Genomic DNA, 21,918 nt, shown 5'->3' with positions numbered 1-21,918 from the left:
GGCTCTCAGGGAGCGCTTTCGAGATTGCAGGAAACCATGAGCAGATTGACTGAAGAAGGTTCACCGACAAGGGCCGCGTGATCTCGGCACCAACCGGACGAACCTTCAAGAAAGGTCCGTCACCAGCTCGTGATCAGGAGACCAATTGCCCGGCATCTCCGCAGCCAGTCTTGCGGAACCAGTCTTATGGGACCAGCCTTGTAGTACCGGGTATGTGGTGTCGTGGATACGATCGGTTCGCTCAGACGTTCCGGAGCGCCCAGCCTGCCATCTCGGCGAAGACCCGGTCGGCGGAGGCGTTCATTGCCTCGACCGCCTTGTCCACCGTGGTGCTGCCGCTGGGCGTCTCGGCACGGAAGACTTTCGTGGCGACAGTGCGGCCGTTGCGGTCGTTGACCACCCGTGCGGAGATTTCGACGACACCGCGATTGGCGCCTTCGATCTGAAGTTCGAACGCGCGGATCTCGGTCTGCAGCTGGTAGTCGATCAGGAGACCGTCGCCGGGAAGGCCGACGCCGCGCAGACGGCCGGTGTTCTGCAGCGTTTCGACCAGCTTGAGCTGGACCACATTGGGAAGGGTATCCGCCCAGGCGGAGCCCGGGAAATAGCTGTAGACCGGCCCCTTGTCGACAACGGCGATGTAACTGGTGTCGAGCGCCTTGAGCGCGCGCGGTGAGGCCACAAGCATCTGGACACGGCTGGACCGCCCGGCAAGACTGCCGACGTTGGCGGCACCGATGCTGTAGTAGGCGGACGGCGTGGTACTGGCGCAACCGGAGACCAGCATACCGACCCCGAGCGCTCCCAGAACGCCGCGGCGGCTTATCTCTGTGGTTGCCTTCGTCATAAACCCCTGCCCTCGCACATTGTCACTGTCACCTGCGCCGTCCGCCGGTATAGGTCGGAACGTCCTCACCGCCGAAAATCACCCGGTTCGGACTGCGTTCGAAGCTTTCCGCCGCCCGCTGGATCGATATCAGCGTGCGGTTGACCTGCGCCAGCGCGGCCGCGAAATCGGCGGAGCCCTGTGTCGCGAACTTGGACAGGCCACCGGCGATTGAATCGGCCCGGCTTTCGAATGCCACCGCAACCTTGCGGATCGCCTCGGCGGCCAGTGTTGCCTCCTTGATCAGGCCTTCGCCGTCGCCGTCCACCATGGTCGAGACTTTCTCGACCAGGCCTTCCACGCGCACCGAGGTGGCGTTCAGCGTCGAGGTCATCTGTTTGGCATCGGTGATGATCTGATCGACATCCGGCGTGCGTTTCGAAAGGTTCGCCGTCATCTGCTCGACATTGTCCGCGGCCTTGCGGGCGGTTTCCAGGATCGCGGGAATACCGTCCTGCGGATCAGAGAGGCCGGAGGTCGCGGATTCCACGGAGCCGACGATGCTGGCGACCTTTTCCGGATCCACGGCTTCAAGCAGCTCGTTGGCCGTTTCCAGCGTCCCCGCGAAACGTTCCGCTGCGGTCTGCACATCCGTGATCAGGGCCGCGATCCGGTCGTCCTGGCCGCGCACGGTTGCCGACACGGCCTCGAAATTCTGGACCGTCGACTTGGTGGAGGCGATGATCTCGTTGATCTGGCCTTGCTGGCCCTTGAAATTGTCGATGATGCCGGTGACGTTATCCACGGCCTTGCCGACCTTCTGCGGATCGACATTCACCAGGATCTCGTCGACCCGCGCGAGAGAGCCGTTGAGGCCATCCGTGAAGGTGCTGACCGAAGCAACCACCTGTTCGATTTCGAGCGGATCGATGGCCGTTGCGATTTCAACACCGCGGCTCACGATGTCGTCGACTTTCGCAACGACGTTGCGGCCGCCTTCGAGAATATCCGCGATCGCGCCTTCACGCTGCTGTATCGTACCGACAATCTCGTTGACATTGTTCATGGTCTCGCTGGTCGAGACGATCAGCTTGTTGATATCGTCGGTGCGCTCATCAAGCACCGCGCCCAGGGCCGCTGCGCCCTTCATCACCTTTTCGACTTCTTCCGGTTTGACCGCCGCGACAATCTTGTGGACGCTGTCGAGACCCACATTCAGGTTCTTGGTGAATGTTTCCAGTTCCTTGGCGGCGCCCTGGGCGTCCGCCATCAGCAGATCGATGTCGTTGCTGGCCTTGCCGAGGCTTTCGGAAAACTTGCTGAAATCGTCGACGATGGCGGTAACCTTGTCGGAGGGCACCGCGGCAAGCAGGCGTTCGCCCTGGTCGACCAGCTTTTCCAGCCGGCCGGACAGACTGCCGAATGCGTCCGAGGCCTTGCCGATGCTGGCCATGAAGTCCTTCACGCCATCGGAATTGGCCGCCAGCGCTGCGGAGAACGTCTCCGCGTTGTTGACGATCTTGGTAATGGCCGGAGCGTTGTCGTGCAAAAGGTCATCGACGGTCTTCATCGTCGTGTCCGCGCGCTTCAGAACGTCCCGCGCACCATCGACGATATCATCGAAGAAGGACCGGTCGGCGTAGATCACCGGAACAGTGTGTTCGTTGCCGTCGAGCATGAAATCCGATTGCTGCGTGCCACCGCTCAGATCGACATAGGCGACGCCGGTAAGCCCGGTAAAATTCAGGGTTGCCTTGGAATCCTTGCGCAAGGGCGTCGTCGGCTTGATGCCGACGGTGGCCACCACCTTGGTCGGGTCGTCCGGGGCGAAATCGAGCGACTTGACGTCCCCGACCTTGATGCCGTTGAACAGCACCTGACCGCCCACCGGAAGACCGGTGACGGGGCCGGGAAAGATGATCTTCATCTCCACGTTCTGCCTGGATTCCGCCGTCACGGCGAGCCAGTATACAAAGCCGAACGCACCGATCAGGATGGCCACCATAAAAGCGCCGATCAGAATGTAGTTCGCTCTGGTATCCATTCAGTCCAACCTATATTCGACGCAACGCCCGTTCTCCCCGGAAGTAGGAAGTAATCCAGGGATCGTCATTAATCATCATGTCGTCCAGTGTTCCGATGGCCAGAACACGCTTATTCCCAAGAACAGCGATTCGATCACAGATAGAATGCAGACTATCGAGATCGTGGGTGACCATGTAAACAGTCAATCCGAGAGTCGAACTGAGATTTGCTATGAGCGAATCAAAGGCCGCCGCCCCGATCGGGTCGAGACCGGACGTTGGTTCGTCCAGAAACACCAAATCCGGATCAAGCGCAAGGGCGCGCGCAAGGCTCGCCCGCTTGATCATGCCGCCGGAAAGTTCCGATGGCAGCTTGTCGGCTGCGTCCTGCGGCAGCCCGACCAGTTCGAGCTTCAATGTCGCCAGTTCGTCCATCAGCCGCGGCGACAGTTTCAGGTGCTCGCGCATGGGCAACTGGATGTTCTGCTTGACGGAAAGCGACGAAAACAGCGCGCCTTGCTGAAACAGCACGCCCCAGCGGCGCTCGATCGCCTTGCGCTCCTGCCCGCTGGCCGTCGACAGGTCATGACCGAACACCGAGATGCTGCCGGAGCGCTTCGGGGTCAGCCCGAGTATGGTGCGCATGAGAACGGACTTGCCGGTTCCCGACCCTCCGACAAACCCGAGCACCTCGCCCCTGCGGACGTCCAGATCGAGGTCCTGCAGAATGATCTTGCTTCCGAAACCGACGGTGATATCGCGGACGGACAGCACGTTTTCCGAACTGTCGCCCGTCTCGGCCGGCGCATGGGAGGAGGTATCTGCGTCAGTCAACGTCATCGGCCGATCAAACTCCTATGGCGGCAAAGAATATGGCGAAGAACCCGTCCACAACGATGACGAGGAAAATCGCCTTGACCACCGACATGGTCGTATGGCGTCCGAGCGACTCGGACGAGCCCTCGACTTTCAGCCCTTCGACACAGGCGATCAGGCCGATGATCAGCGCCATGAACGGTGCCTTCACCAGTCCGACGGCGACGGTTTTGGTGGTGATCGCGGCCTGCAGCTGGGTCAGAAAGGCAGCTGGCGGAATGTCCAGATAGGCCCAGGTGACCAGGCCGGAGCCCAACAGGGCCGACATGTCGGAAATGAAGGTCAGGATCGGCAGCGCGATCATGAGCGCCAGGATGCGAGGCAGCACCAGCACTTCGGTTACGCTCAGTCCGATCACATGCAGGGCATCGACCTCTTCCTGCATGCGCATCGAGCCCAGTTCCGCCGTGAAGGCCGATCCGGACCTGCCCGCCACCATGATCGCGGTCAGAATGACGCCGATCTCTCTCAGGACCAGAATGCCGGCCAGGTCGACGACGAAGATATCCGCGCCGAATTGCCGGAGATAGAACCCGCCCTGCTGCGAGATGATCGCGCCGATCAGGAAACTCATCAGGGCAACGATGGGCACCGCGCCGATGCAGCTGCGGTCGAACTGGACGGCGATGGAAATACTGCGCAGGCGCTTGGGCTGCAGCAGGACTGTCGACAGCACCAGACCGAGCGAGCCCAGAATGTGCAGCATCGCCAGGGTGTCCTGGTAAATATCGACCATATGCCGTCCGGTGGTCTCCAGAAAGCCCGCGATGGAAAATGCCTGCCGGTCCGGTTTCCAGTTCGGCGGATGGTGGCGTTCGATTTCATCGAACAGGGACTGGCGCACCTCTGACACCCCGGTCAGGCCGACCTTGCGGCCCTTGAACTCCAGACGGCCGCGGGTGCGGTGGATCAACCAGGCCCCGCTGGTGTCCAGATGATCGATTCGCGAGACGTCAATACAGGTCAGGTGGTCCCAGGGGACAGTCAGATCCGCCAGCATCTTTTCGGCATCGCCGATGGTGCTTACGGCCCAGTCACCGGCGAAAACCAGACGGTGCCGGTCGGGACCGTCCGCTTCCAGAGCGATGGAAGGTGCCGTGTTTTTCTCCAAGAATGCCATTCCGGCTGGCTGCCCTCTTGCCGCTGGTTGATCAACACCCGTATACCTGAAGGACAAGATCAATACCAACCGTCAATGTGAACGGATCCGGTCGACCGTCCAGACGCCACTTGAAAGCTCTCCCAATGGAAATAGCCCGCCCCTACCTGTTGTTCCTCGGTGATGTTCCCGATGCGCTCGCGGCCAAGACCGCCATCGGCATTGTGGATTGGCGCAAGGACTGGTGTCTCGGCCAGGTGCGTTTGCCCGGCTGCGGCGCGGACACGGGCCTGCCCGACATGTCCGTCGCGGACGGCGCCGCCGCCGGCGCGAAGACCTTCATCATCGGGGCCGTCAATGCCGGTGGACGCCTGCCGGACCATTGGGTGGACTCCGTGGTTGCCGCGCTCGAATCCGGCATGGATGTCGCGTCCGGGCTGCATGTGCGCCTCGCCAGCGTCACCGCCATCCGCGAGGCTGCCGAGAAGAACGGCCGCCAGCTTCATGACGTGCGCCACAACACCGAGGCCTTCGCCACCGGAAAAGGCAGCAAACGCGCCGGCAAGCGCATTCTGGCCGTCGGCACGGATTGCTCGGTCGGCAAGAAATACACCGCGCTTGCCATGGACAGGGCCATGACGGAGCGCGGATACACCAGCGCCTTCTGCGCGACCGGCCAGACCGGGGTGTTCATTTCGGGGCGGGGCATTTCGCTCGATGCGGTGATCGCCGACTTCATTTCCGGCGCCGCGGAATGGCTGTCGCCGGAAACCCCGGAGGATCACTGGCAGATCATCGAGGGCCAGGGATCCCTGTTTCATCCCTCTTTCGCCGGCGTCACGCTCGGTCTGCTGCACGGCTCCCAGCCCGACGGCTTCATCGTCTGCCACGAGCCGACCCGGACAAAAATGCGCGGCGTCGACACACCGCTGCCGAGCATCCAGCAGGTCATTGACATGACCATCGCCTGCGGAAAACTGACCAACCCGGATATCCGCTGCGTCGGTATCGCGGTCAACACGACCGCGCTCGATGACGACGAGGCCCTGGCCTATCTGGCCAAGGTCGGCGAGAAACACGGCCTGCCGGCAACCGACCCGGTGCGCTACGGCATGGAAGCGGTCGTCGACAAGGTGTCCGCGGAATTCGGTGCGCCATGAGCCTCGAGGTAAGCATCCGGGCGGAGCGTTTCGAAATTGCGGGCGGTTTCAGGATTTCCCGCGAGACCCGAACTCATGCCCAGGTCGTGGTCGTCACTCTGCGGGACGGCGCCCATGCCGGACACGGGGAATGTGTTCCCTATCCGCGCTACGGCGAATCGCTGGACAGCGTGCAGGCGCAGATCGAGGCCGTCGTGCCGGATCTGAAAAACGGCCTGAACCGGGACCGGCTGCTGGGTGCCATGCCCGCCGGCGCGGCCCGCAATGCGGTCGATTGCGCCCTGTGGGACCTGGACGCCAAACGGGCCGGCAAACGGGCCTATGAACTTGCCGGCACCGCCGCCCTGCACCCGGTCACGACCGCCTTCACCATCAGCGTCGACACCCCGGAGGCGATGGCTGAAAAAACGCGCGCGGCCGCGCATCGGCCGCTTCTGAAGATCAAGCTGGCCGGCGCCGGAGACGATGCCCGCATCGCCGCCGTTCGTGCGGCCGCACCGGACAGCACTTTGATCGTCGACGCCAACGAAGCCTGGGATGAAAGCTGCTTTGAGACCAACATGGCCGCCTGCGAAGCCGCCGGCATCGCCCTGATCGAACAGCCGCTGCCGTCTGCCGACGACGGCCTGCTGGCCGGGCTTGAGCGCCGGGTCACGATCTGCGCCGATGAAAGCCTTCACCCGGGCAGCGGCATCGATGGCCTGAAAGCAAGATACGACGCGGTCAACATCAAGCTCGACAAGGCCGGCGGACTGACAGCGTCGCTGGAACTGGTCAAGGCGGCCAGGGCCGCGGACCTCAAGATCATGGTCGGCTGCATGCTCGGCACGTCGCTCGCCATGGCCCCCGCCGTGCTGATCGCGCAAGCGGCCGACTATGTCGACCTCGACGGGCCGTTGCTCTTGGCCGAGGACCGGACACCGGGCCTGCGCTTCGAAGGCAGCACGCTCTATCCGCCCGAGCCGGAGCTCTGGGGGTAGCCGGAGCTGCGGTGTAAGGGTATCGCGAGAGCGCCGGACCATTGGGCTTTTTGCTTCGTCTCACACTGAATGAAGGTCTGGTTCGGGAGCGAGAAGAGACGGTCGGCTTGCGGTCGTCGACCGGTGGAAGCGGACATTCCTCTGTCCTGGCCGCGTTGACGCTACCGGCCCTTGGAAGACTTTTGATTGCAAGCAGCAAAGAGCCGCTTCCAGCTCATCAACGGCGTTCGCCAGTTCACAGCGAACGGCGGCTATTCTTGCCCTGATTTTTCTGCAAGCTTGATTTTGCTTTCGCCGGCTGCCGCTTTTGTGCCAGCGAGAACGAGCATTCCAGCAATGACAATCAGCGTCATCCCGGCGACCGTAGCGCGGTCCGGGACCTCTCCAAAGAACACAAACCCCCAGAACACGGCAGAGATCAGATAGGCGTAGTCGAACGTTGCGATGACCTGCGGACGAGGGGACTGGTAGGCCCGCGCCAGTCCTATCGTGACCGCAACTATCAGCAGCGCCATGACGAGAAGAACAGACATGGTGTCGGGATCGACGGGGGACCAGGTTCCGAGCAGAAACGGGTAGTCTGCCGCCCCGCCCGGCTGAACGAGGATGAGAGCCCCGCTGACGACGGATCCGCAGACCACCAGTGCGATGTTCAGGCTGATGGCCAGAGCGACGGGCGCCTCATCTGCGCATTTGGCGCGTGTCAGGACAGCGGCTGCCGCATAGAGGAATGCGGCAGCTACAGGGACGAGCGAAAGAGGCGTGAAGTCCGAGCCAACCGGCTGGACCACGAAGAGGACGCCGACAAAGCCAAGTGCCACGGCAACCCAATGCGCCGGTCGGACAGCGTCATTCAGGAAAACCGCTGAAAGCAAAACGATAAAGAGCGGCGCGGTGTAAAGCGAAGCTGCAATCACCGACAGATCAAGCACGGGGATCGCCGCGTAAATTGCCAGATACATGGCGACGAGCAGAGTGCTGCGAAGCGACACCCACCCCACTGCGCGCGGCCAAAACCGGCCCCATGCCAACAGCATCAGGACCGGCAAGGCAAGGCACGACCGGCAGACGTAGATCTGCCAGAGCGTCATGTCGGGACTGGCGTATTTCACAAAGGCGTCCGTGAGGGCCATTGCGGATACGGTAAGCAGAATGGTGACGACACCGGATGTGACGGTGCGCTCCGTAGCGGCTGATGTGGTCATGCGAGGTCCTTCCTGCCCCGCATCGTAAGGATTTACGAATTAGGTCTGAATGCTATATATTCTCAGCATCATGATTAGAAAAATTACACAATGAACCGAGCTGAACTTCTTGGCCTTCGCACTTTTCACACGATCGCGGAGCACAGGACGCTTCGGGCCGCGGCAGCGGTTCTCGGGGTCAACGCATCCGCCGTTTCCCAGCAACTGAAGGCATTCGAGGAGCAACTCGGAACGGCATTGTTCGTGCGCAACACCCGCTCCGTCGTGCTTACGGATGCGGGCCACGCGCTCCACGAACGGACGCGGCATATGCTGTCCGAGGCAGATGCGGCTCTCGAGGCCATAAGGTCTTCCGCAGGCGAAGCGTCCGGTCCGCTACGCATCACGTTGCCATTTCGTGCCTGGCAGTTGGCGATCGCTCCACGTCTGGCATCTTTCAGAATGGCCTTTCCCGGCGTCGAACTCGACCTCTCAATCGACGAAGAGCTGACGGACATAGTGGCCCGGGGCTTTCATGCGGGAATCCGGCTTGGAGACTATCTGTCCGGTGACGTGATTGCTGTGGCGCTGACCAAGCCCATGCAAGGTGCGTATGTCGCGGCACCCGCCTATCTCGATACCTTTGGACGCCCGAAGGAACCGCGCGACTTGCTTGACCACGAATGTATTCGCTATCGCCGGATCAGCACCGGGCAGATTGCACAATGGGAGTTTCTCGTGAATGGGAACGTACAGACGATCAGCGTGTCCGGCTCTCTCGTATTTAACGATTTACGATCTGTCATCGATGCCACCTGCCATGGTTTTGGAATCGGATGGTCACTGAAGGCAGGGCTGGACCGTCTTATCGAGAGTGGATTGCTTGCTGCCATCCTGACGGACTTCACACCTGAACGCCCGGGGTTCTTTCTCTATTTTCCACGTCAGCTGCAAGACATGCCTCGCTTGCGTGCATTCATTGATCATTTCTCTCTCGGAGCTGCGCCATCGCCGGAACGCAGTATGTAGATAAGATACCTCAATACCACCGGGCCCCGAAAACAGACGTTTAGCCAGCGGCAGGATTGCAGATAGGACCGGGGGTCGATGAACGACCAGTTTTACGGCGCTAAGCAGACCTCCCCCCCCTCACCCCATCCGCCGGCGCACCAGCGGTGTCAGGGCCAGCATGATGAGGGTTCCGGCCAGGGACACCACGGCCATCAGATGGAACGGCCAGTCCGGATTGATGTCGTAGAGCGCGCCGCACAGGCTGAGGCCGACGGCCATCTGGATGCCGATGGAGGTGGCCAGCAGGCCCTGGCCGGTGCCGCCCCAGCGGCTCGGCACGACTTTCGAAAGGATGGCGACGGCCCCCAGATGGGCCGCGCCGAAGGACAACCCGTGCAGGAGCTGCAGCGCCGCCATGGTGGCCAGGGTGTCGGCAAGCGGGAAAAGACCCCAGCGCAGCACCGCAGCAACCCCGGCGGCAATCAGAAACACCGGCGGATCGAAACGCTGCGCGAGCTTGCCCGCCACCGTGAACAGCGCGATTTCGGCCAGGACCCCGACGGCCCACAAGCCCCCGATGACAAAATCCGGCACCGCCATGGCCTGCCAGTACAGCGTGCCGAAGCCGTAAAAGGCCGCGTGACTGGCCTGAAACAGTCCGAGCACGGCGATCACGGGCCAGAACCAGACGCTGCGGAAAGGCGTTGCGACCGGCGCGGCGCCGGAAGTTTGGCCGTGACCGGCCCTCTCCTGGCGCGGCAGGGACATCGCCACGGCCCCGGTTGCCAGGGACGCGGCCACGATGGCCAGAACGATGATCCAGGAGGTCCCTGCCGCGGCAAGCGCACCGCCGACCAGGTTGGCAAGGACGAAGCCCGCGGAGCCCCACAACCGCATCCGGGCATAATCCGCGCCGGTATTGCGCTGCACGTCGAGCGCATAGGCATCGCTCAACGGCACGATCGGGGCATTCATCACCATGTAGCCGATGACCGCTACCGCCAGCAGGGAGGAGCTGCCGGGAACGAACAACAGCGTCAGGAAGAGCGCGCCGGTCAGCGAATAGACCAGCACGGACAGGCGCCGCTGGCCGGTCCTGTCGGACAGGTTCGACAAGGCCGGGCTTGCCGCGATGCGCAAGATCGTGCCCGCGCCGAGAATGAATCCGATCTCCGCGGCGCTCAGGCCGCGAAAACCGAGCACCACGGGGAAGAACGGCAGGAACAGACCAAAGCCGAAAAAATGGCCGGCAAACAGGCCCGAAACCCTGGCGCCGATGGAGGGGAGAGAAATTGACATGTCAATCCTGACGAGGAATCGCCTAAAAAGGATGTTAACGATTTTCGCCGTACCTTGCAGGAGGAGTTGCCCGTGTCACGGCAATAATCGACCCTCAGGCAAGTTGAGAATCGCGGCCACATGAAAGCGGAAGCAACACAGGAACAGCCGGAGCTGATCGGCGAAGCCGAATATCACACTCTTGAACAGACGCTGATGGAGTCCGATCGCGGTCGTCGGTTTCTGAAAGAATTTCTCAATCGGCACAAAACGCCCGAGACCACTGAAATCCTGGGAGCCATACACCGGCTCGAGAAGGTCGTGACTCGCGAGCGAAAGGTTCCCGATCTCGACAAGATCCGTCTCGACATCGGCGAAATGCACGAGGCGATCGAACGAACCAAGGCCGAGATCTCGAATATCAAGGCCGAAGGCGAGGAAAGCAACCGGTTCGTCGATGCCTCGCACGAACTCGACCTGATCGTCACGCAGACCGAAGGCGCCACCCAGAACATTCTTGAAGCTGCCGAGCAGATTCAGGAAAAAGCCTGGGTGTTGCGTGAGAACGGTGCCGACAACGCCACCTGCGACGAAATCGACGCCAGCGCGACCGAAATCTTCATGGCCTGCAGCTTCCAGGATCTGACCGGACAGCGCACCAACAAGGTGGTGCAGGTTCTGCGGTATCTGGAAAGCCGGATCAACACGATGATCGGCATCTGGGGCATCGAGGAGCGGGAAGCCGACGATTCGGCCGGACCTGTCGACAGCCGTCCGGACTCGCATCTTCTGAACGGTCCTCAGCGTGACGGCGACGGCGTCTCCCAGAACAACGTCGACGAACTCATGTCCGTGAGCGACAACGTCTTCGACGCGGCGATCAAGGCAACCGATGCCGCCCCGGAAAAACCTGTCCATGCGAGCGACGCGGACGTGGATGCCATCATGGCCAGTGCAGGCGCAAGCGATGCCGGCGACGACACGTCAGGCGACGGCGAACCGATGGACGCCGCCGCGATCGACGATATGTTCGCCGCACCGGCTGCTGCGGACGCCGCCCCGGAAGAGGACGTGGCCGAAGCCGAGGAAACCGGCACCGACGATGCGGACGCCACGCTTGATGAAGACGCGATTGAAATGCTGTTCGACGCCGAGGTGAACGCCGAAGCAGAAGAAGCGAAAGCGGAAACAGAAGCTGAAGCAGAGACAGAGACAGAGGCAGAAGCGGAAGCCGACGCTGACTGGGAACTGACCGCGGAAGCTGCCGAAGAAGACGGTGAAGATGCCCTGAAAAGCCTGACCGAGGCGGAACGCCAGGCGCTCTTCAACTAGGCCGGCAGGCGACGGAAACACGAAAGGCGCTACCGGTCCGGTGGCGCCTTTTCGCATTTCGGCAGATCTCCACCGGACGCCTCATACCAACCTCAACAAATAGAAACCCATTGGATGGCTTGTTCAGGGCTGCCGGCAAGGAGCGGTGCGCAGATCGGCCTGGTTGGCCGGTCAAGGGGCGCAACGCAGTCCGGTGGGCCTGAACAAGCCACCGGAGGCCATGTCATGAGAGTGTTCCGCCGCGTCGCGCGTCTTGGCTGATGTCCCACATCGCCCTGCGACACGCTCCTCACGGAACACTCTCATGTCATGGTCGAATAGGTTTCTATTTATTGAGGTTGGTATCAGGCGGCAAGCGCTGTCATCAGCATCTGCGGATCAATGTTGCCGCCGGTCAGAACAACCCCCACGGTCTTGCCGGCCAGGGGCAGCTTTCCCGACAGAACGGCGGCGAGCGCCACGGCGCCGCCGGGCTCCACCACGAGTTTCAGCTCCGTGAAGGCAAATGCGACCGCGGCAAGCACTTCCCCGTCCGTCACGGTCACGCCTTCCCCGGCCAGCCGGCGCAGAATGGAAAACCCGATTTCGCCGGGGCTGTCAGACAGAAGCGCGTCGCAGATGGAGCCGGTCTTTGCAGGGTTGGAGAGGATCTCGCCGGCTTCCAGCGAGCGCTTGTAGTCGTCGAACAGGGCCGGCTCGACCGTATGAAAGCGTGTTGCCGGCGATCTGGCGGCCAGCGCAAGCGCGATGCCGCTGGACAGGCCGCCGCCGCCCGTACAGGCCAGAACGTCATCCAGTTGAAGACCGAGCGCAGCCGCCTGGTCAGTCAGTTCCAGCCCGACGGTCCCCTGCCCGGCAATGACCGCCGGATCATTGTATGGATGAACGAAGGTGGCATCGGTCTCCCGGCAAAGCGCTGAGGCAATCACTTCCCGGTCCTCCGTTTCCCTGTCATAGGTCACGACCCTGGCTCCCAGGCCGCGGGTGCGCTCCAGCTTGATCGCGGGGGCGTCAGCAGGCATGACGATGGTCGCCGGCATGCCGAGCAGCCGCGCGCCTGACGCAACGCCCTGGGCGTGATTTCCCGAGGAACAGGCCACCACGCCCTTCGGCCGGTCTTCGGCCGGGATCTGGCAGAGCCGGTTGAACGCACCACGAAACTTGAACGACCCGCTGCGCTGCAGGTTCTCCGGCTTGATCAGCACCCGGGCCGAGGCGCGCTCGTCCAGAAGCGGGTGCCGCAACACCGGTGTCACCAGCGCCTCGCCGCCGATCCGTCCGGCCGCCGCCAGAATATCCTCAAAGGAAACCGCCAGTTCGGAAGTCTTCGGGTTTGCCATCGACAGGCTCCTGTTCCAGGAAAGAGTTACCGGCCGACAGTGATTTCACAGCACGGCACCAGGTGCCAGCAAGAAATTGTCCCGGTGTCAATTTGCCGGATCGGCATTAAAGCCGGGAGCGTGGGGCAAAAGCCCCGGCCCGATTATTCCGCAGCCTTCGCGGCGGCGGAGCGGGCATTGTAGAGATCCCGCGCCTCGATGCAGTTCTCCAGGAACTGGCGCGCACTGGCCGCCCAGGTGTAGTTCATGGCGATTTTCCGGCAATGATCCCGGGGAATGTCCAGGGCCGCTTCGCATGCTTCCCGAAGGTCCTTGGAAAGAACGCCCGAGCCCGTGTCGCCGATGACATCCAATGGCCCCATCACCGGGAAGGCGGCCACCGGAACACCGCAGGCAAGAGCTTCCAGCATCACGTTGCCGAACGTGTCGGTCAGCGAGGGAAACACGAACACATCCGCATCGGAATAATGCCGTGCGAGATCCTCGCCCACCTTCGATCCGGTAAAATGCACACCGGTGTATTCGCGGCGCAGGCTGTCGAGCTGCGGGCCGCCGCCGACCACCACCTTGGAGCCCGGCAGATCGAGATCCAGAAACGCCTTGATGTTCTTTTCGATGGCGACCCGGCCGACATACATGAACACCGGACGCGGCAGGTCGGCGGGCAGGACAGACCCCTCGTAGGGTTTGAACAGCTGCTCGTCCACACCCCGCGACCAGCGCATCAGGTTTTCAAATCCCCGCTCGCGCAGATCCTGTTCGAGAGAGCGCGTCGCCACCATGCAGCCGCTGGCCCCATTGTGGAACCACCGCAGCCAGCTGTAGGACCAGGTCAGCGGGACCGGCAGCCGGGCCGACACATATTCGGGAAAGCGCGTGTGGTAGCTGGTGGTAAACGGCCGGCCGGTCTTCTTGGCGACACTCGCCGCGAGCATTCCGAGCGGTCCCTCGGTCGCGATATGCAGATGCTCGCAGCCGTAGTCCTCGATCTTGCGCCGCACGATGCCGCGATGGGTCAGGGACAGCCGGATTTCCGGATATGTCGGACAGGGAAGTGTCTTGAACTCCAGCGGCGACAGAAATTCGACACGCACGCCGATCGCCTCGAGTTCTTCCGCCGTACGTTCCAGCGACCGGACCACACCGTTTATCTGCGGATGCCAGGCATCCGTTACAATCAGGATCGAACTCATGCGGCGACCGGTGCTTCCTTGGATTTCACCGGCGCGGCTGTCGCCTGGGTATTGTCCACCCATCGGATCACCTCAAACGTACCATCGTGGTGTTCGGCAACGGCCGTGCAGCTTTCGACCCAATCGCCTGTATTGATATAGTGGATACCGTTCATGTCGCGGTCGGCGGCATGATGAATGTGCCCGCAGATCACGCCGTCCACGCCCTGCCGGCGCGCTTCGTCGGACAGGGCCTCTTCGAAACGCCCGATGAAACTCACGGCGTTTTTCACTTTCAGCTTTGCCCAGGCCGACAGCGACCAGTAGGTCAGACCGAGCCGGCGGCGCACGAAATTCACCCAGGTGTTGATGCCAAGGGCGCTCACATAGGCCTTGTCACCGAAAAAGGCCAGCCACTTGGCATGGCGGATGACCACGTCGAACTGGTCTCCGTGGATCACCAGGTAGCGTTTGCCGTTGGCGGCTTCGTGCACGATGCTGTCTGCGACCTCGACCCCGCCAAAATGGGTCCCGAGAAAACTGCGCAGGAACTCGTCGTGATTGCCCGGAATATAGACGATCCGCGCGCCCTTGCGGCCCTTGCGGAGGATCTTCTGGACGACGTCATTGTGTGCCTGGGGCCAGTACCAGGCGCGTTTCAGGCGCCAGCCGTCCGCGATGTCTCCGACCAGATAGAGGGTCTCTGCATCATAGTCCTTCAGAAAGTCGAGCAACAGCTCCGCCTGGCACCCGCGCGTACCAAGATGAACATCTGAAAGAAACAAGGCCCGATAATGTCGCGAAGCCTCAGCGGTCGACATGGCGCATCTCCAAAATCCTGTTGGGGCGCTATAGACGCGATTCAGGTATCACTATTATGACAACGCGGGAACCGCCAGGGCCGGGTTTGTCTTCCACCGGAATGATTAGAAACTCTTGCCCCTGGGGAATGGCACAGGTCTATCGGCTGCCCGCGCGTGTGAAATCTTGTCGGGTCTGCCCCCCGCTTGCGGCATGACCTTGCCTCCCTGCACCCGTCCCCCTTGAACCGGGTCCCTCATCTGCCGCCTTGCTGCCGCGCTGCGGGTTTGACAGCTCCCGCTTCGGGGGTCACATAGGGACCCACAACCATCACGAAGGAGATCGGTCATGGAGCTTGGCCTGAAAGGCAAGAAGGCAATCGTGTGCGCATCCAGCCGCGGACTGGGCAGAGGCTGCGCCGAAGCACTGGCGGAAGCGGGCTGCTCGATCGTTCTGAACGGACGTGACGAGGCGGCTCTGGCAGCGACACGCAGCACCATCGAGGATCGATTCGGTGTTGAGGTGCGCGTCGTGGCGGCCGATGTTTCCACCCGTGCGGGACAAGAGGCTCTGCTGTCCGCCTGCCCCGAGCCCGATATCCTGATCAACAACAATGGCGGACCGCCCCGCAAGGACTATACGGAACTTGATCGCGAAGCGCTTCTGGAAGGGGCCCTCCAGAACTTCGTGACCCCGGTCGAACTGATCCAGGCCGTCACGCCGGGGATGAAGCAACGCGGCTTCGGGCGCATCGTCAACGTCACCTCGCTGTCGGTGAGGATGCCGATCGAGGGCCTTGACCTGTCCAGCGGGGCCCGGGCCGGACTGACCGCGTTTCTGGCCGGCGTCTGCCGCCAGCTCGCCCCTCACGGTATTACCGTCAACAATCTGCTGCCCGGCAAGATGGACACGGACCGCCTCAAGGGCGGTTTTGCCCGTGCGGCCGAGCAAAGCGGCCGCAGCATCGACGAGGTTCGGGCCGAACAGGCTGCCGAGATCCCCGCGCGGCGTTTCGGAACGGCGGAGGAGTTCGGCCAGACCTGCGCCTTCCTGTGCTCCCGCCAGGCCGGCTACATCACCGGCCAGAACATCCTGCTGGACGGCGGGCTGTTTCCCTCGGCCTTCTGAGACCCAATGCCGTCCATCGAAACGCGAAAGGCCGGGGAACACCCCGGCCTTCCTTGTTTTCGTGACCGTGAGGATTCGGTTCAGAACTTGTAGCGCAGCGATGCGGAGACAATGTTCACATGGCTGTCGACATCAGCCGCGTAGGTGCCGAAGGTCGAATTGTAGTCCTGATGGTCCGCATCGATGTTGATACTCGTCGATTCCGGGATGATGTGGGTGTAGCCCAGATCAACGGACAGATTCTGGTTGAAGTTGTAGCTGGCACCGGCGGACAGCCACCAGCGATTGTTGTCCGGCAGGCGGGTCGAGCGGATTTCCTCGTCGATCGGGGAAATTTCATACCCCAGACCGGCGCGCAAGGTGAGCTTCTCGTTGAAGTCGTACTCGCCGCCAAGCGAGAAGAACCAACCGTCATCATAGTTGAAATGCAGGGTGGTCAGCGTGGCGCCGGTTGCGTCGGAGGTCGCCCGCGGCGATTTCAGCCGGCTCCAGTTGGTCCATTCGACGGTTCCCAGAACCCGGAACTTGTCGGTCAGCCGCTGTTTGGCGGAGATGTTGACCATATCCGGCGTCACCACGCCAAGCCCGATCGCACTTCTGGTCCCGCTGGCGAACAGGTCGCCTTCCAGATCGTGACCGACACCAGAGCGGTAGCCGATGCCAATTTCGGTGCCTTCGAAGGGGCGCACGGTCAGACCGGCCGTGACACCGAAACCGATGCTGTCGCCCTTGATCTCGTTCGACCGCGGAAAGCCTGCGCCCGAGGTCGCATCGGCGGACTTCAGGGAGACGTTCAAGATACTGAACCTGGACGCCGACCGCGACCGTGACCATGTCGTTGATCTGATAGGCGATGGCCGGGTTCACGTTCAGGGAAAAGACCGAGGACGACCTTGAATAGAACTGGCCGGCCCAGTTCAGATCGGGTTTGGTGGACAGACCGAAGGGCGCATTGATGCCGACACCGAAGATCAGCTTGTCGTTGAGCCGGTAGGCGGCGTAGGACGCGGGAATGAAAGCGTCGGAGGCGATATCGCCGCTGCCGACGGACGACGTTCCCAGCAGCCCCCCGGACAGGGTGCCATCGATATCCGACACCGGGAACAGGCCCGAGCTGTGCGCCTCCACGGTCAGCCCCTGCTGCGCGCCCATCAGGGACGCCGGGTTCCAGTATATCGACGAAATGCCCCCACCCGTCGTTCCGTATCCCGCAAAGGACATCCCCTGAAAATAGGCACTCTGTTCACGCAGCGCGAAGCCACCTGCATGCGCAGTTCCCGCAATCATGGATAGTGCTATCGCAGTCGATGCAAATAGAACCGAATTTTTGTTTGCGCTCTTCATAGCGTTTCCTCCCTTGTCCGCCCCACCGGGACGGGTCACGACATCCAGTGACTGATTTTTCGGAGAAAGAGCCGGGATACAACACAATAATAAGGGCGATTGCGTATGCGACAACACATGCTGCACTGCAAAATACGATGCAGGAAGACGAGAAATTTCTATCGGAGGGCTTCAGAAACTTCCAAAACAACACTTCCGGAGACTGTTCTTCATGGTATCGACACACTTTCGATCACTTGCCCAAAAAACAGGCAATAATTCCATGACCTTCCGATAACGTCAATTAGCACCGCAACGTTGCGACTTTGTCACAGGTTTCCTAAGGGAATATGTTCACTTCTTGCCATAAGTGCCTTGCAATCACTTGGTAAAAACATCGATGGAAAGTCTTCCTTCCCGGTCAGATCCGGCTCGGCCCCAAGAGACCGGCCTGCCCTGCCGGGGTCTCCTGGGGTGGTCTCCTGGGGTGGTCTCCGGGGCGATCTCCGGGGCGATCTCCCGAACCCGGTCCGGCGGACCGGGTCAATCCCGACGCGCAGGGCGCTCGCCGTCACGTGCCGCCATGAACCGGCGCATGGCGACATCGCTCCAGGGTGAAAGGCGGGACAGCGCAGCCTGCTGACTGTCGTGGATCCGCCTGCCGAGGGCGTCCTTGTCCGCGAAGTCCGCAAGGACCTTTGCGGAGGTCTCTCGCAGGGCCGTCATCACGTCGTCCGGATAGGGCAGCACGGTGACCCCGTCCCTTTCCTGAAGCAGACGCAAGGCCCCGGCATTTTCCCAGTCGCTTTCAGCAAGCGAGCGGCCGTTTTCCGCCCGGCAGGCTTCCAGCACGATGGCCCGGAGATCCTCCGGCAAACCTTCGAGCGCCACCTGATTGAAAAGCGCTTCGCCGGTGCCGTTCGGCTCGTGGAAGCCGGGTGAGTAATACGAGCTGGCGACCTTGTGAAAACCCATCGCCCGGTCGGACCAGGGACCCAGAAACTCCGTTGCATCCAGAACGCCGCTCTGAAGGGCCTGGAACAATTCGCCCGGCGGCAGGCTGACCGGTGTCGCGCCGAGCCGGCGCATCACTTCGCCGCCAAGACCCGGCATGCGGATCTTCAATCCCCTCAGGTCGTCGAGGCCAGTGATTTCGCGCTTGTACCAGCCCCCCATCTGCACCCCGGTGTTGCCCGCCATCACCGGCTTCAGTCCGAAGGGAGCATAGAGTTCGTCCCAGAGCGCCTGCCCGCCGCCCTGTTCGATCCAGCTGATGTGCTCATGCGGCAGCAGGCCGAAGGGGATTGCGGTGAAATGGACGGCGGCCGGGATCTTGCCCTGCCAGAAAAACGAGGCCGTGTGCGCCATCTGCGCCGTTCCGGCGGAAACCGCGTCGAAGACGCCGAGCGCCGGCACCAGCTCTCCGGCCGCAAACAGCCGCACGCGCAGCCGCCCCCCGGACATCCTGCCGATGCTGTCGGCGATCCGCCGCGCGGTCACGCCGGGTCCGGGCAGGTTCTTCGGCCAGGACGTTACCATCTTCCATTCGATGGTCGCCCCGTCCTGCGCAAGCGCCGGCGCGGCCAGTGCCGCCGTGCCGGCAGCCGCGGACGCCCCCAGAAGAGCTCTCCGGTTGATCAGCCTGGTCTTGTGCGAACGTCCTTCGGACATGTCATTTGCTCCAGATTTCATGAAAATGGTGGACCGGTCCGTGCCCCGCGCCGATCACGAGCCTGTCGGCGGCGGCAATGGCCGCGTGGACATAGGACTTGGCATCCCGGATCGCGCTGTCCAGGTCCTTGCCGAGGGCCAGTCCGGCCGCGATCGCCGAGGACAGGGTGCAGCCGGTGCCATGGGTGTTGTCCGTGGCGACCCGTTTCGCCCGGAGCCAGGTCACGTTTCCCTGCGAGTCCGTGAAAAGATCCGCGCTTTCGTCCGTGGTGCCGTGTCCGCCCTTCAGCAGCACCGACCGCGCACCGCGCCTCAACAGGCTGTCGGCCTGCGCGCGCATGGCCGTTTCACTGTCCGCCATCGCTGTCTCCAGCATCCGGGCGGCTTCATGAAGGTTGGGCGTGACGACATCCGCGCGCGGCACGAGCACCGACATCAGGCAGTCGACGGCGCTGTCGGCCAGCAGCGGGTCTCCGGACGCGGCCACCATGACCGGATCCAGCACCACCGGCCCCGTGTCATGCCGCGTCAGCCCTTCGGCAACCGCCTCGATCACGTCGACGCGGGCCAGCATGCCGATCTTGGTCACGTTCACCTTCAGATCCGAATAGACCGCATCCATCTGCGCCAGAACGAAATCGGGCGGCACCTCGTGAAGGGCGCTCACGCCCAGCGTGTTCTGCGCGGTCAGGGCCGTCAGCACGCTGGCGCCATAGACACCCAGAGCGGAAAATGTCTTCAGGTCGGCCTGGATGCCGGCCCCACCGCCGGAATCCGAGCCTGCTATGGTCACCGCGATCGCGGTCATGGCGTCTCCTTCGTGTGTTCTGAATACATGTTTCAGGCGGCCTTGAGCCGGGCCTCGATATCGCCCAGGCTCATCGCGTAAAGCGCGTCGAGCAGTTCAGGAACCAAGGTTCCCGGCCCGCCGGCCCTGGCGGCCGCCATTTCGCCGGCGATGTTGAACACCGACAAGCCACAGGCGGCAGCCAGCGCCCGGTCGGGCTCGACGCTGGCAAAGGCGGCCAGAACCGCGCCGCCCGCGCAGCCCGTGGCGGTGACACGTGCCATCAGCGCATGTCCGTTCATGAGCCGGAAATCCCCGCCCCTGCTCTCGATCTTGTCTTCCGCGCCGGTCACCGCGAACACCGTGCCGCCCGCGATCAGCTTTTCCACGCTGTCGCGATCCGGGAACAGCGCCTCCATTTCCGGCCCATTCAGACGCACAAGATCCGCCCCGTCCGCCAGCAGCTTCCCGGCGAAGGCGCAGCGGACGGGCGACCGGTTGACAAAGACCGGATCGAGGCAGACCGGATGCCCGGCCGCCCGCGCCGCCTGAACGGCAAGCGGGATCGCCACACGGCGGCTCGCATCGAGTGTTCCCAGATTGACCAGCAGTGCGTCCGCGCTCGCGGCAAAGCCGGCGACTTCGTCTTCGGCGATGGTCATGGAGGGCACGGCACCGAGCGCCAGCAGCACATTGGCGGTGAAATTCTGGGCGACTGCGTTGGTGATCGCATGAACGCGCGGCGACTTCTGCCGCACCCGCTGCAACAGATCGTGAACCGTCACAGCGGCAAGAGGCGCGGTGGATGCGGCGACGCTGAGGCTCATGAGGCACCTCCGGCAACGGCTGACCACATGCCGGTTACGTCTGTGCCGAGATCGCACATTCCGGTATCGCCAGCGCCAGTAGCGCCAGTTCCGGCATCGCAATGAAACTGAAACGGGCCGGTGGCCCAGAAGGTCATCATCTCAAATCCCTCCGCCGGTACAAGCCGGATCAGGTTCAAGGAGTTGGCCAGCCGCCTCTCAGCCCGATCCACGATCGCCGGGCACCCCCATGAGATATCGAACAGCTAACAAGGCTCGACCTGCAATGCAAGTCCCTGATCGCTGCGGGACATTGCCGACGGACAGCAGAAGCGATTGACTGGATTGGCGAGATGCGCGATGTCCTAGGTCATCATTTTGCACTGTCCCAGCATCCGGAGCGCCGCATGACCCCGTTTTTCGTGATGATCAAATGCCAGCTCGGCAAGACCTACCAGGTCGCCAACGCGATCGCGGACGCGGAGATTGCCTCCGAGGTCTATTCCACCAGCGGCGACTACGATCTTCTGGTCAAGGTCTACATCGAAAACGGCGCGGATATCGGCCATTTCGTCAATGAAAAGGTGCATCCGATCGATGGCATCCAGGACACCAAGACGATCATCACCTTCAAGGCCTTCTAACCCATCCTGCCACCCTATGGACGCAGGCTGCCCGAACGTGTTTTCCACCGCTCCGATTGTCAGGAGAAGCCCCATGCGTATTTTGAAATCCGCCGCCCTCGTTTTCGGTCTCAGTCTCCTGCCACTTCCGGCGACCGCCCAGGGCATGCCGCCGGAGCAGATCAAGCAGATCCTCGACGTGACCAAGGCAAGCTGGGTGTCCTTCCGCGACTGGCAGGGCCAGGATCTGGTCTATTTCACGCATCTGGAAGCCTGGAAGTGCGGCATCGAATATGTGTTCTACGGTGTCAACGACGGCCCGATCGACCAGGAGTGGGCGCTGGACGCCTGCAATCCGGACGCGCCCAACGCGGTTCTCAAGGACAAGCCCTATATCGCGCGGCCCGGTGGCTCGGTGCAGTCCGTCAGCGTTCAGCTGATCTACCCGGACGGCACGAAAAGCCCGGTCGAGCGCTTCGAATACAAGCGGTAACGGT

20 protein-coding genes, 1 pseudogene and 1 riboswitch are annotated in these 21,918 nt (G+C 62.3%); of the genes and pseudogenes, 7 read left to right on the top strand and 14 right to left on the bottom strand.

The annotated features are described in order from the left end of the window. Positions 1-241 precede the first annotated feature (241 nt). Genes AC0VX3_RS10645 through AC0VX3_RS10630 form a run of 4 tightly spaced genes read right to left on the bottom strand, consistent with a single transcriptional unit; the run spans position 242 to position 4,846 of the window. Positions 242-847, bottom strand: coding sequence for an ABC-type transport auxiliary lipoprotein family protein (locus AC0VX3_RS10645; protein ID WP_475524686.1), 606 nt, complete (start codon positions 845-847; stop codon positions 242-244). 28 nt (positions 848-875) lie between these two features. After that, a complete protein-coding gene (locus AC0VX3_RS10640; RefSeq protein WP_475524685.1) occupies positions 876-2,870 on the bottom strand; it encodes an MlaD family protein in 1,995 nt (664 codons plus the stop codon). Positions 2,871-2,880: 10 nt separating this feature from the next. Then, a complete protein-coding gene (locus tag AC0VX3_RS10635) occupies positions 2,881-3,690 on the bottom strand; it encodes an ABC transporter ATP-binding protein (protein WP_342892058.1) in 810 nt (269 codons plus the stop codon). Positions 3,691-3,697: 7 nt separating this feature from the next. Continuing rightward, complete coding sequence (locus AC0VX3_RS10630) at positions 3,698-4,846, bottom strand: ABC transporter permease (RefSeq protein ID WP_475524684.1); 1,149 nt, start codon at positions 4,844-4,846, stop codon at positions 3,698-3,700. Between the two features lie 125 nt (positions 4,847-4,971). On the opposite strand from AC0VX3_RS10630, the gene dgcN reads away from it, so the two are divergent. Continuing rightward, positions 4,972-5,985: an N-acetyltransferase DgcN gene (gene dgcN, locus AC0VX3_RS10625; RefSeq protein WP_475524683.1), complete on the top strand. Its 1,014-nt coding sequence runs from the start codon at positions 4,972-4,974 to the stop codon at positions 5,983-5,985. Then, positions 5,982-6,965, top strand: a complete 984-nt coding sequence (gene dgcA, locus AC0VX3_RS10620) for an N-acetyl-D-Glu racemase DgcA (protein ID WP_475524682.1) — start codon at positions 5,982-5,984, stop codon at positions 6,963-6,965. The genes dgcN and dgcA overlap by 4 nt, the downstream gene beginning before the upstream one ends. A gap of 251 nt (positions 6,966-7,216) precedes the next feature. Here the strand turns inward: dgcA and AC0VX3_RS10615 are convergent, their stop codons facing one another. Then, the gene (locus AC0VX3_RS10615) at positions 7,217-8,170 is read right to left on the bottom strand and encodes a DMT family transporter (protein WP_475524681.1); all 954 of its coding nucleotides are present in this window, start codon (positions 8,168-8,170) and stop codon (positions 7,217-7,219) included. A gap of 90 nt (positions 8,171-8,260) precedes the next feature. Between AC0VX3_RS10615 and AC0VX3_RS10610 the strand changes: the two genes are divergently transcribed. Continuing rightward, positions 8,261-9,178, top strand: coding sequence for a LysR family transcriptional regulator (locus AC0VX3_RS10610; RefSeq protein WP_475524680.1), 918 nt, complete (start codon positions 8,261-8,263; stop codon positions 9,176-9,178). A gap of 120 nt (positions 9,179-9,298) precedes the next feature. On the opposite strand, the gene AC0VX3_RS10605 is transcribed toward AC0VX3_RS10610, so the two are convergent. Continuing rightward, positions 9,299-10,459: an MFS transporter gene (locus tag AC0VX3_RS10605; RefSeq protein WP_475524679.1), complete on the bottom strand. Its 1,161-nt coding sequence runs from the start codon at positions 10,457-10,459 to the stop codon at positions 9,299-9,301. Positions 10,460-10,579: 120 nt separating this feature from the next. On the opposite strand from AC0VX3_RS10605, the gene AC0VX3_RS10600 reads away from it, so the two are divergent. Further along, positions 10,580-11,770: a protein phosphatase CheZ gene (locus tag AC0VX3_RS10600; protein WP_475524678.1), complete on the top strand. Its 1,191-nt coding sequence runs from the start codon at positions 10,580-10,582 to the stop codon at positions 11,768-11,770. A gap of 344 nt (positions 11,771-12,114) precedes the next feature. Here AC0VX3_RS10600 and AC0VX3_RS10595 read toward each other — a convergent pair whose 3' ends face one another. The 3 genes from AC0VX3_RS10595 to AC0VX3_RS10585 form a co-directional block, all read right to left on the bottom strand. After that, positions 12,115-13,110: a threonine ammonia-lyase gene (locus AC0VX3_RS10595; protein WP_475524677.1), complete on the bottom strand. Its 996-nt coding sequence runs from the start codon at positions 13,108-13,110 to the stop codon at positions 12,115-12,117. 143 nt (positions 13,111-13,253) lie between these two features. Beyond that, on the bottom strand, positions 13,254-14,303 hold the full coding sequence (locus AC0VX3_RS10590; protein ID WP_475524676.1) for a glycosyltransferase family 4 protein: 1,050 nt from the start codon (positions 14,301-14,303) through the stop codon (positions 13,254-13,256). Next, entirely contained in the window at positions 14,300-15,103 is an 804-nt protein-coding gene (locus tag AC0VX3_RS10585) for a UDP-2,3-diacylglucosamine diphosphatase (RefSeq protein WP_475524675.1), read from the bottom strand. Before AC0VX3_RS10585 ends, AC0VX3_RS10590 begins: the two co-directional genes overlap by 4 nt. A gap of 328 nt (positions 15,104-15,431) precedes the next feature. Here AC0VX3_RS10585 and AC0VX3_RS10580 point away from each other — a divergent pair, with 328 nt between their 5' ends. Next, positions 15,432-16,211, top strand: a complete 780-nt coding sequence (locus tag AC0VX3_RS10580; protein WP_475524674.1) for an SDR family oxidoreductase — start codon at positions 15,432-15,434, stop codon at positions 16,209-16,211. 80 nt (positions 16,212-16,291) lie between these two features. Here AC0VX3_RS10580 and AC0VX3_RS10575 read toward each other — a convergent pair whose 3' ends face one another. From AC0VX3_RS10575 to AC0VX3_RS10555, 5 genes and pseudogenes are all read right to left on the bottom strand, one after another. After that, positions 16,292-17,008: an OmpP1/FadL family transporter gene (locus AC0VX3_RS10575; protein ID WP_475524673.1), complete on the bottom strand. Its 717-nt coding sequence runs from the start codon at positions 17,006-17,008 to the stop codon at positions 16,292-16,294. A gap of 58 nt (positions 17,009-17,066) precedes the next feature. Beyond that, positions 17,067-17,498: pseudogene (locus AC0VX3_RS10570) on the bottom strand (OmpP1/FadL family transporter); the annotation flags it as partial. 579 nt (positions 17,499-18,077) lie between these two features. Next, on the bottom strand, positions 18,078-19,205 hold the full coding sequence (locus AC0VX3_RS10565) for a TRAP transporter substrate-binding protein (RefSeq protein ID WP_475524672.1): 1,128 nt from the start codon (positions 19,203-19,205) through the stop codon (positions 18,078-18,080). A 1-nt stretch (position 19,206) separates the two neighbouring features. After that, complete coding sequence (gene thiD / locus AC0VX3_RS10560) at positions 19,207-20,013, bottom strand: bifunctional hydroxymethylpyrimidine kinase/phosphomethylpyrimidine kinase (RefSeq protein WP_475524671.1); 807 nt, start codon at positions 20,011-20,013, stop codon at positions 19,207-19,209. 32 nt (positions 20,014-20,045) lie between these two features. Then, entirely contained in the window at positions 20,046-20,819 is a 774-nt protein-coding gene (locus AC0VX3_RS10555; protein WP_475524670.1) for a hydroxyethylthiazole kinase, read from the bottom strand. A 128-nt stretch (positions 20,820-20,947) separates the two neighbouring features. Beyond that, positions 20,948-21,058, bottom strand: a riboswitch (TPP riboswitch). A gap of 147 nt (positions 21,059-21,205) precedes the next feature. On the opposite strand from AC0VX3_RS10555, the gene AC0VX3_RS10550 reads away from it, so the two are divergent. Next, positions 21,206-21,442: an Lrp/AsnC ligand binding domain-containing protein gene (locus AC0VX3_RS10550; RefSeq protein ID WP_342892608.1), complete on the top strand. Its 237-nt coding sequence runs from the start codon at positions 21,206-21,208 to the stop codon at positions 21,440-21,442. Positions 21,443-21,515: 73 nt separating this feature from the next. Continuing rightward, the gene (locus AC0VX3_RS10545) at positions 21,516-21,914 is read left to right on the top strand and encodes a hypothetical protein (RefSeq protein ID WP_475524669.1); all 399 of its coding nucleotides are present in this window, start codon (positions 21,516-21,518) and stop codon (positions 21,912-21,914) included. The last annotated feature ends 4 nt before the right edge of the window (positions 21,915-21,918 follow it).

The sequence above is a fragment of the Roseibium sp. QJM3NY_11 genome, assembly GCF_056173175.1.
The sequence above is the reverse complement of the archived record's forward strand: the minus strand, read 5'-3'. Positions and strand labels throughout refer to the sequence as shown.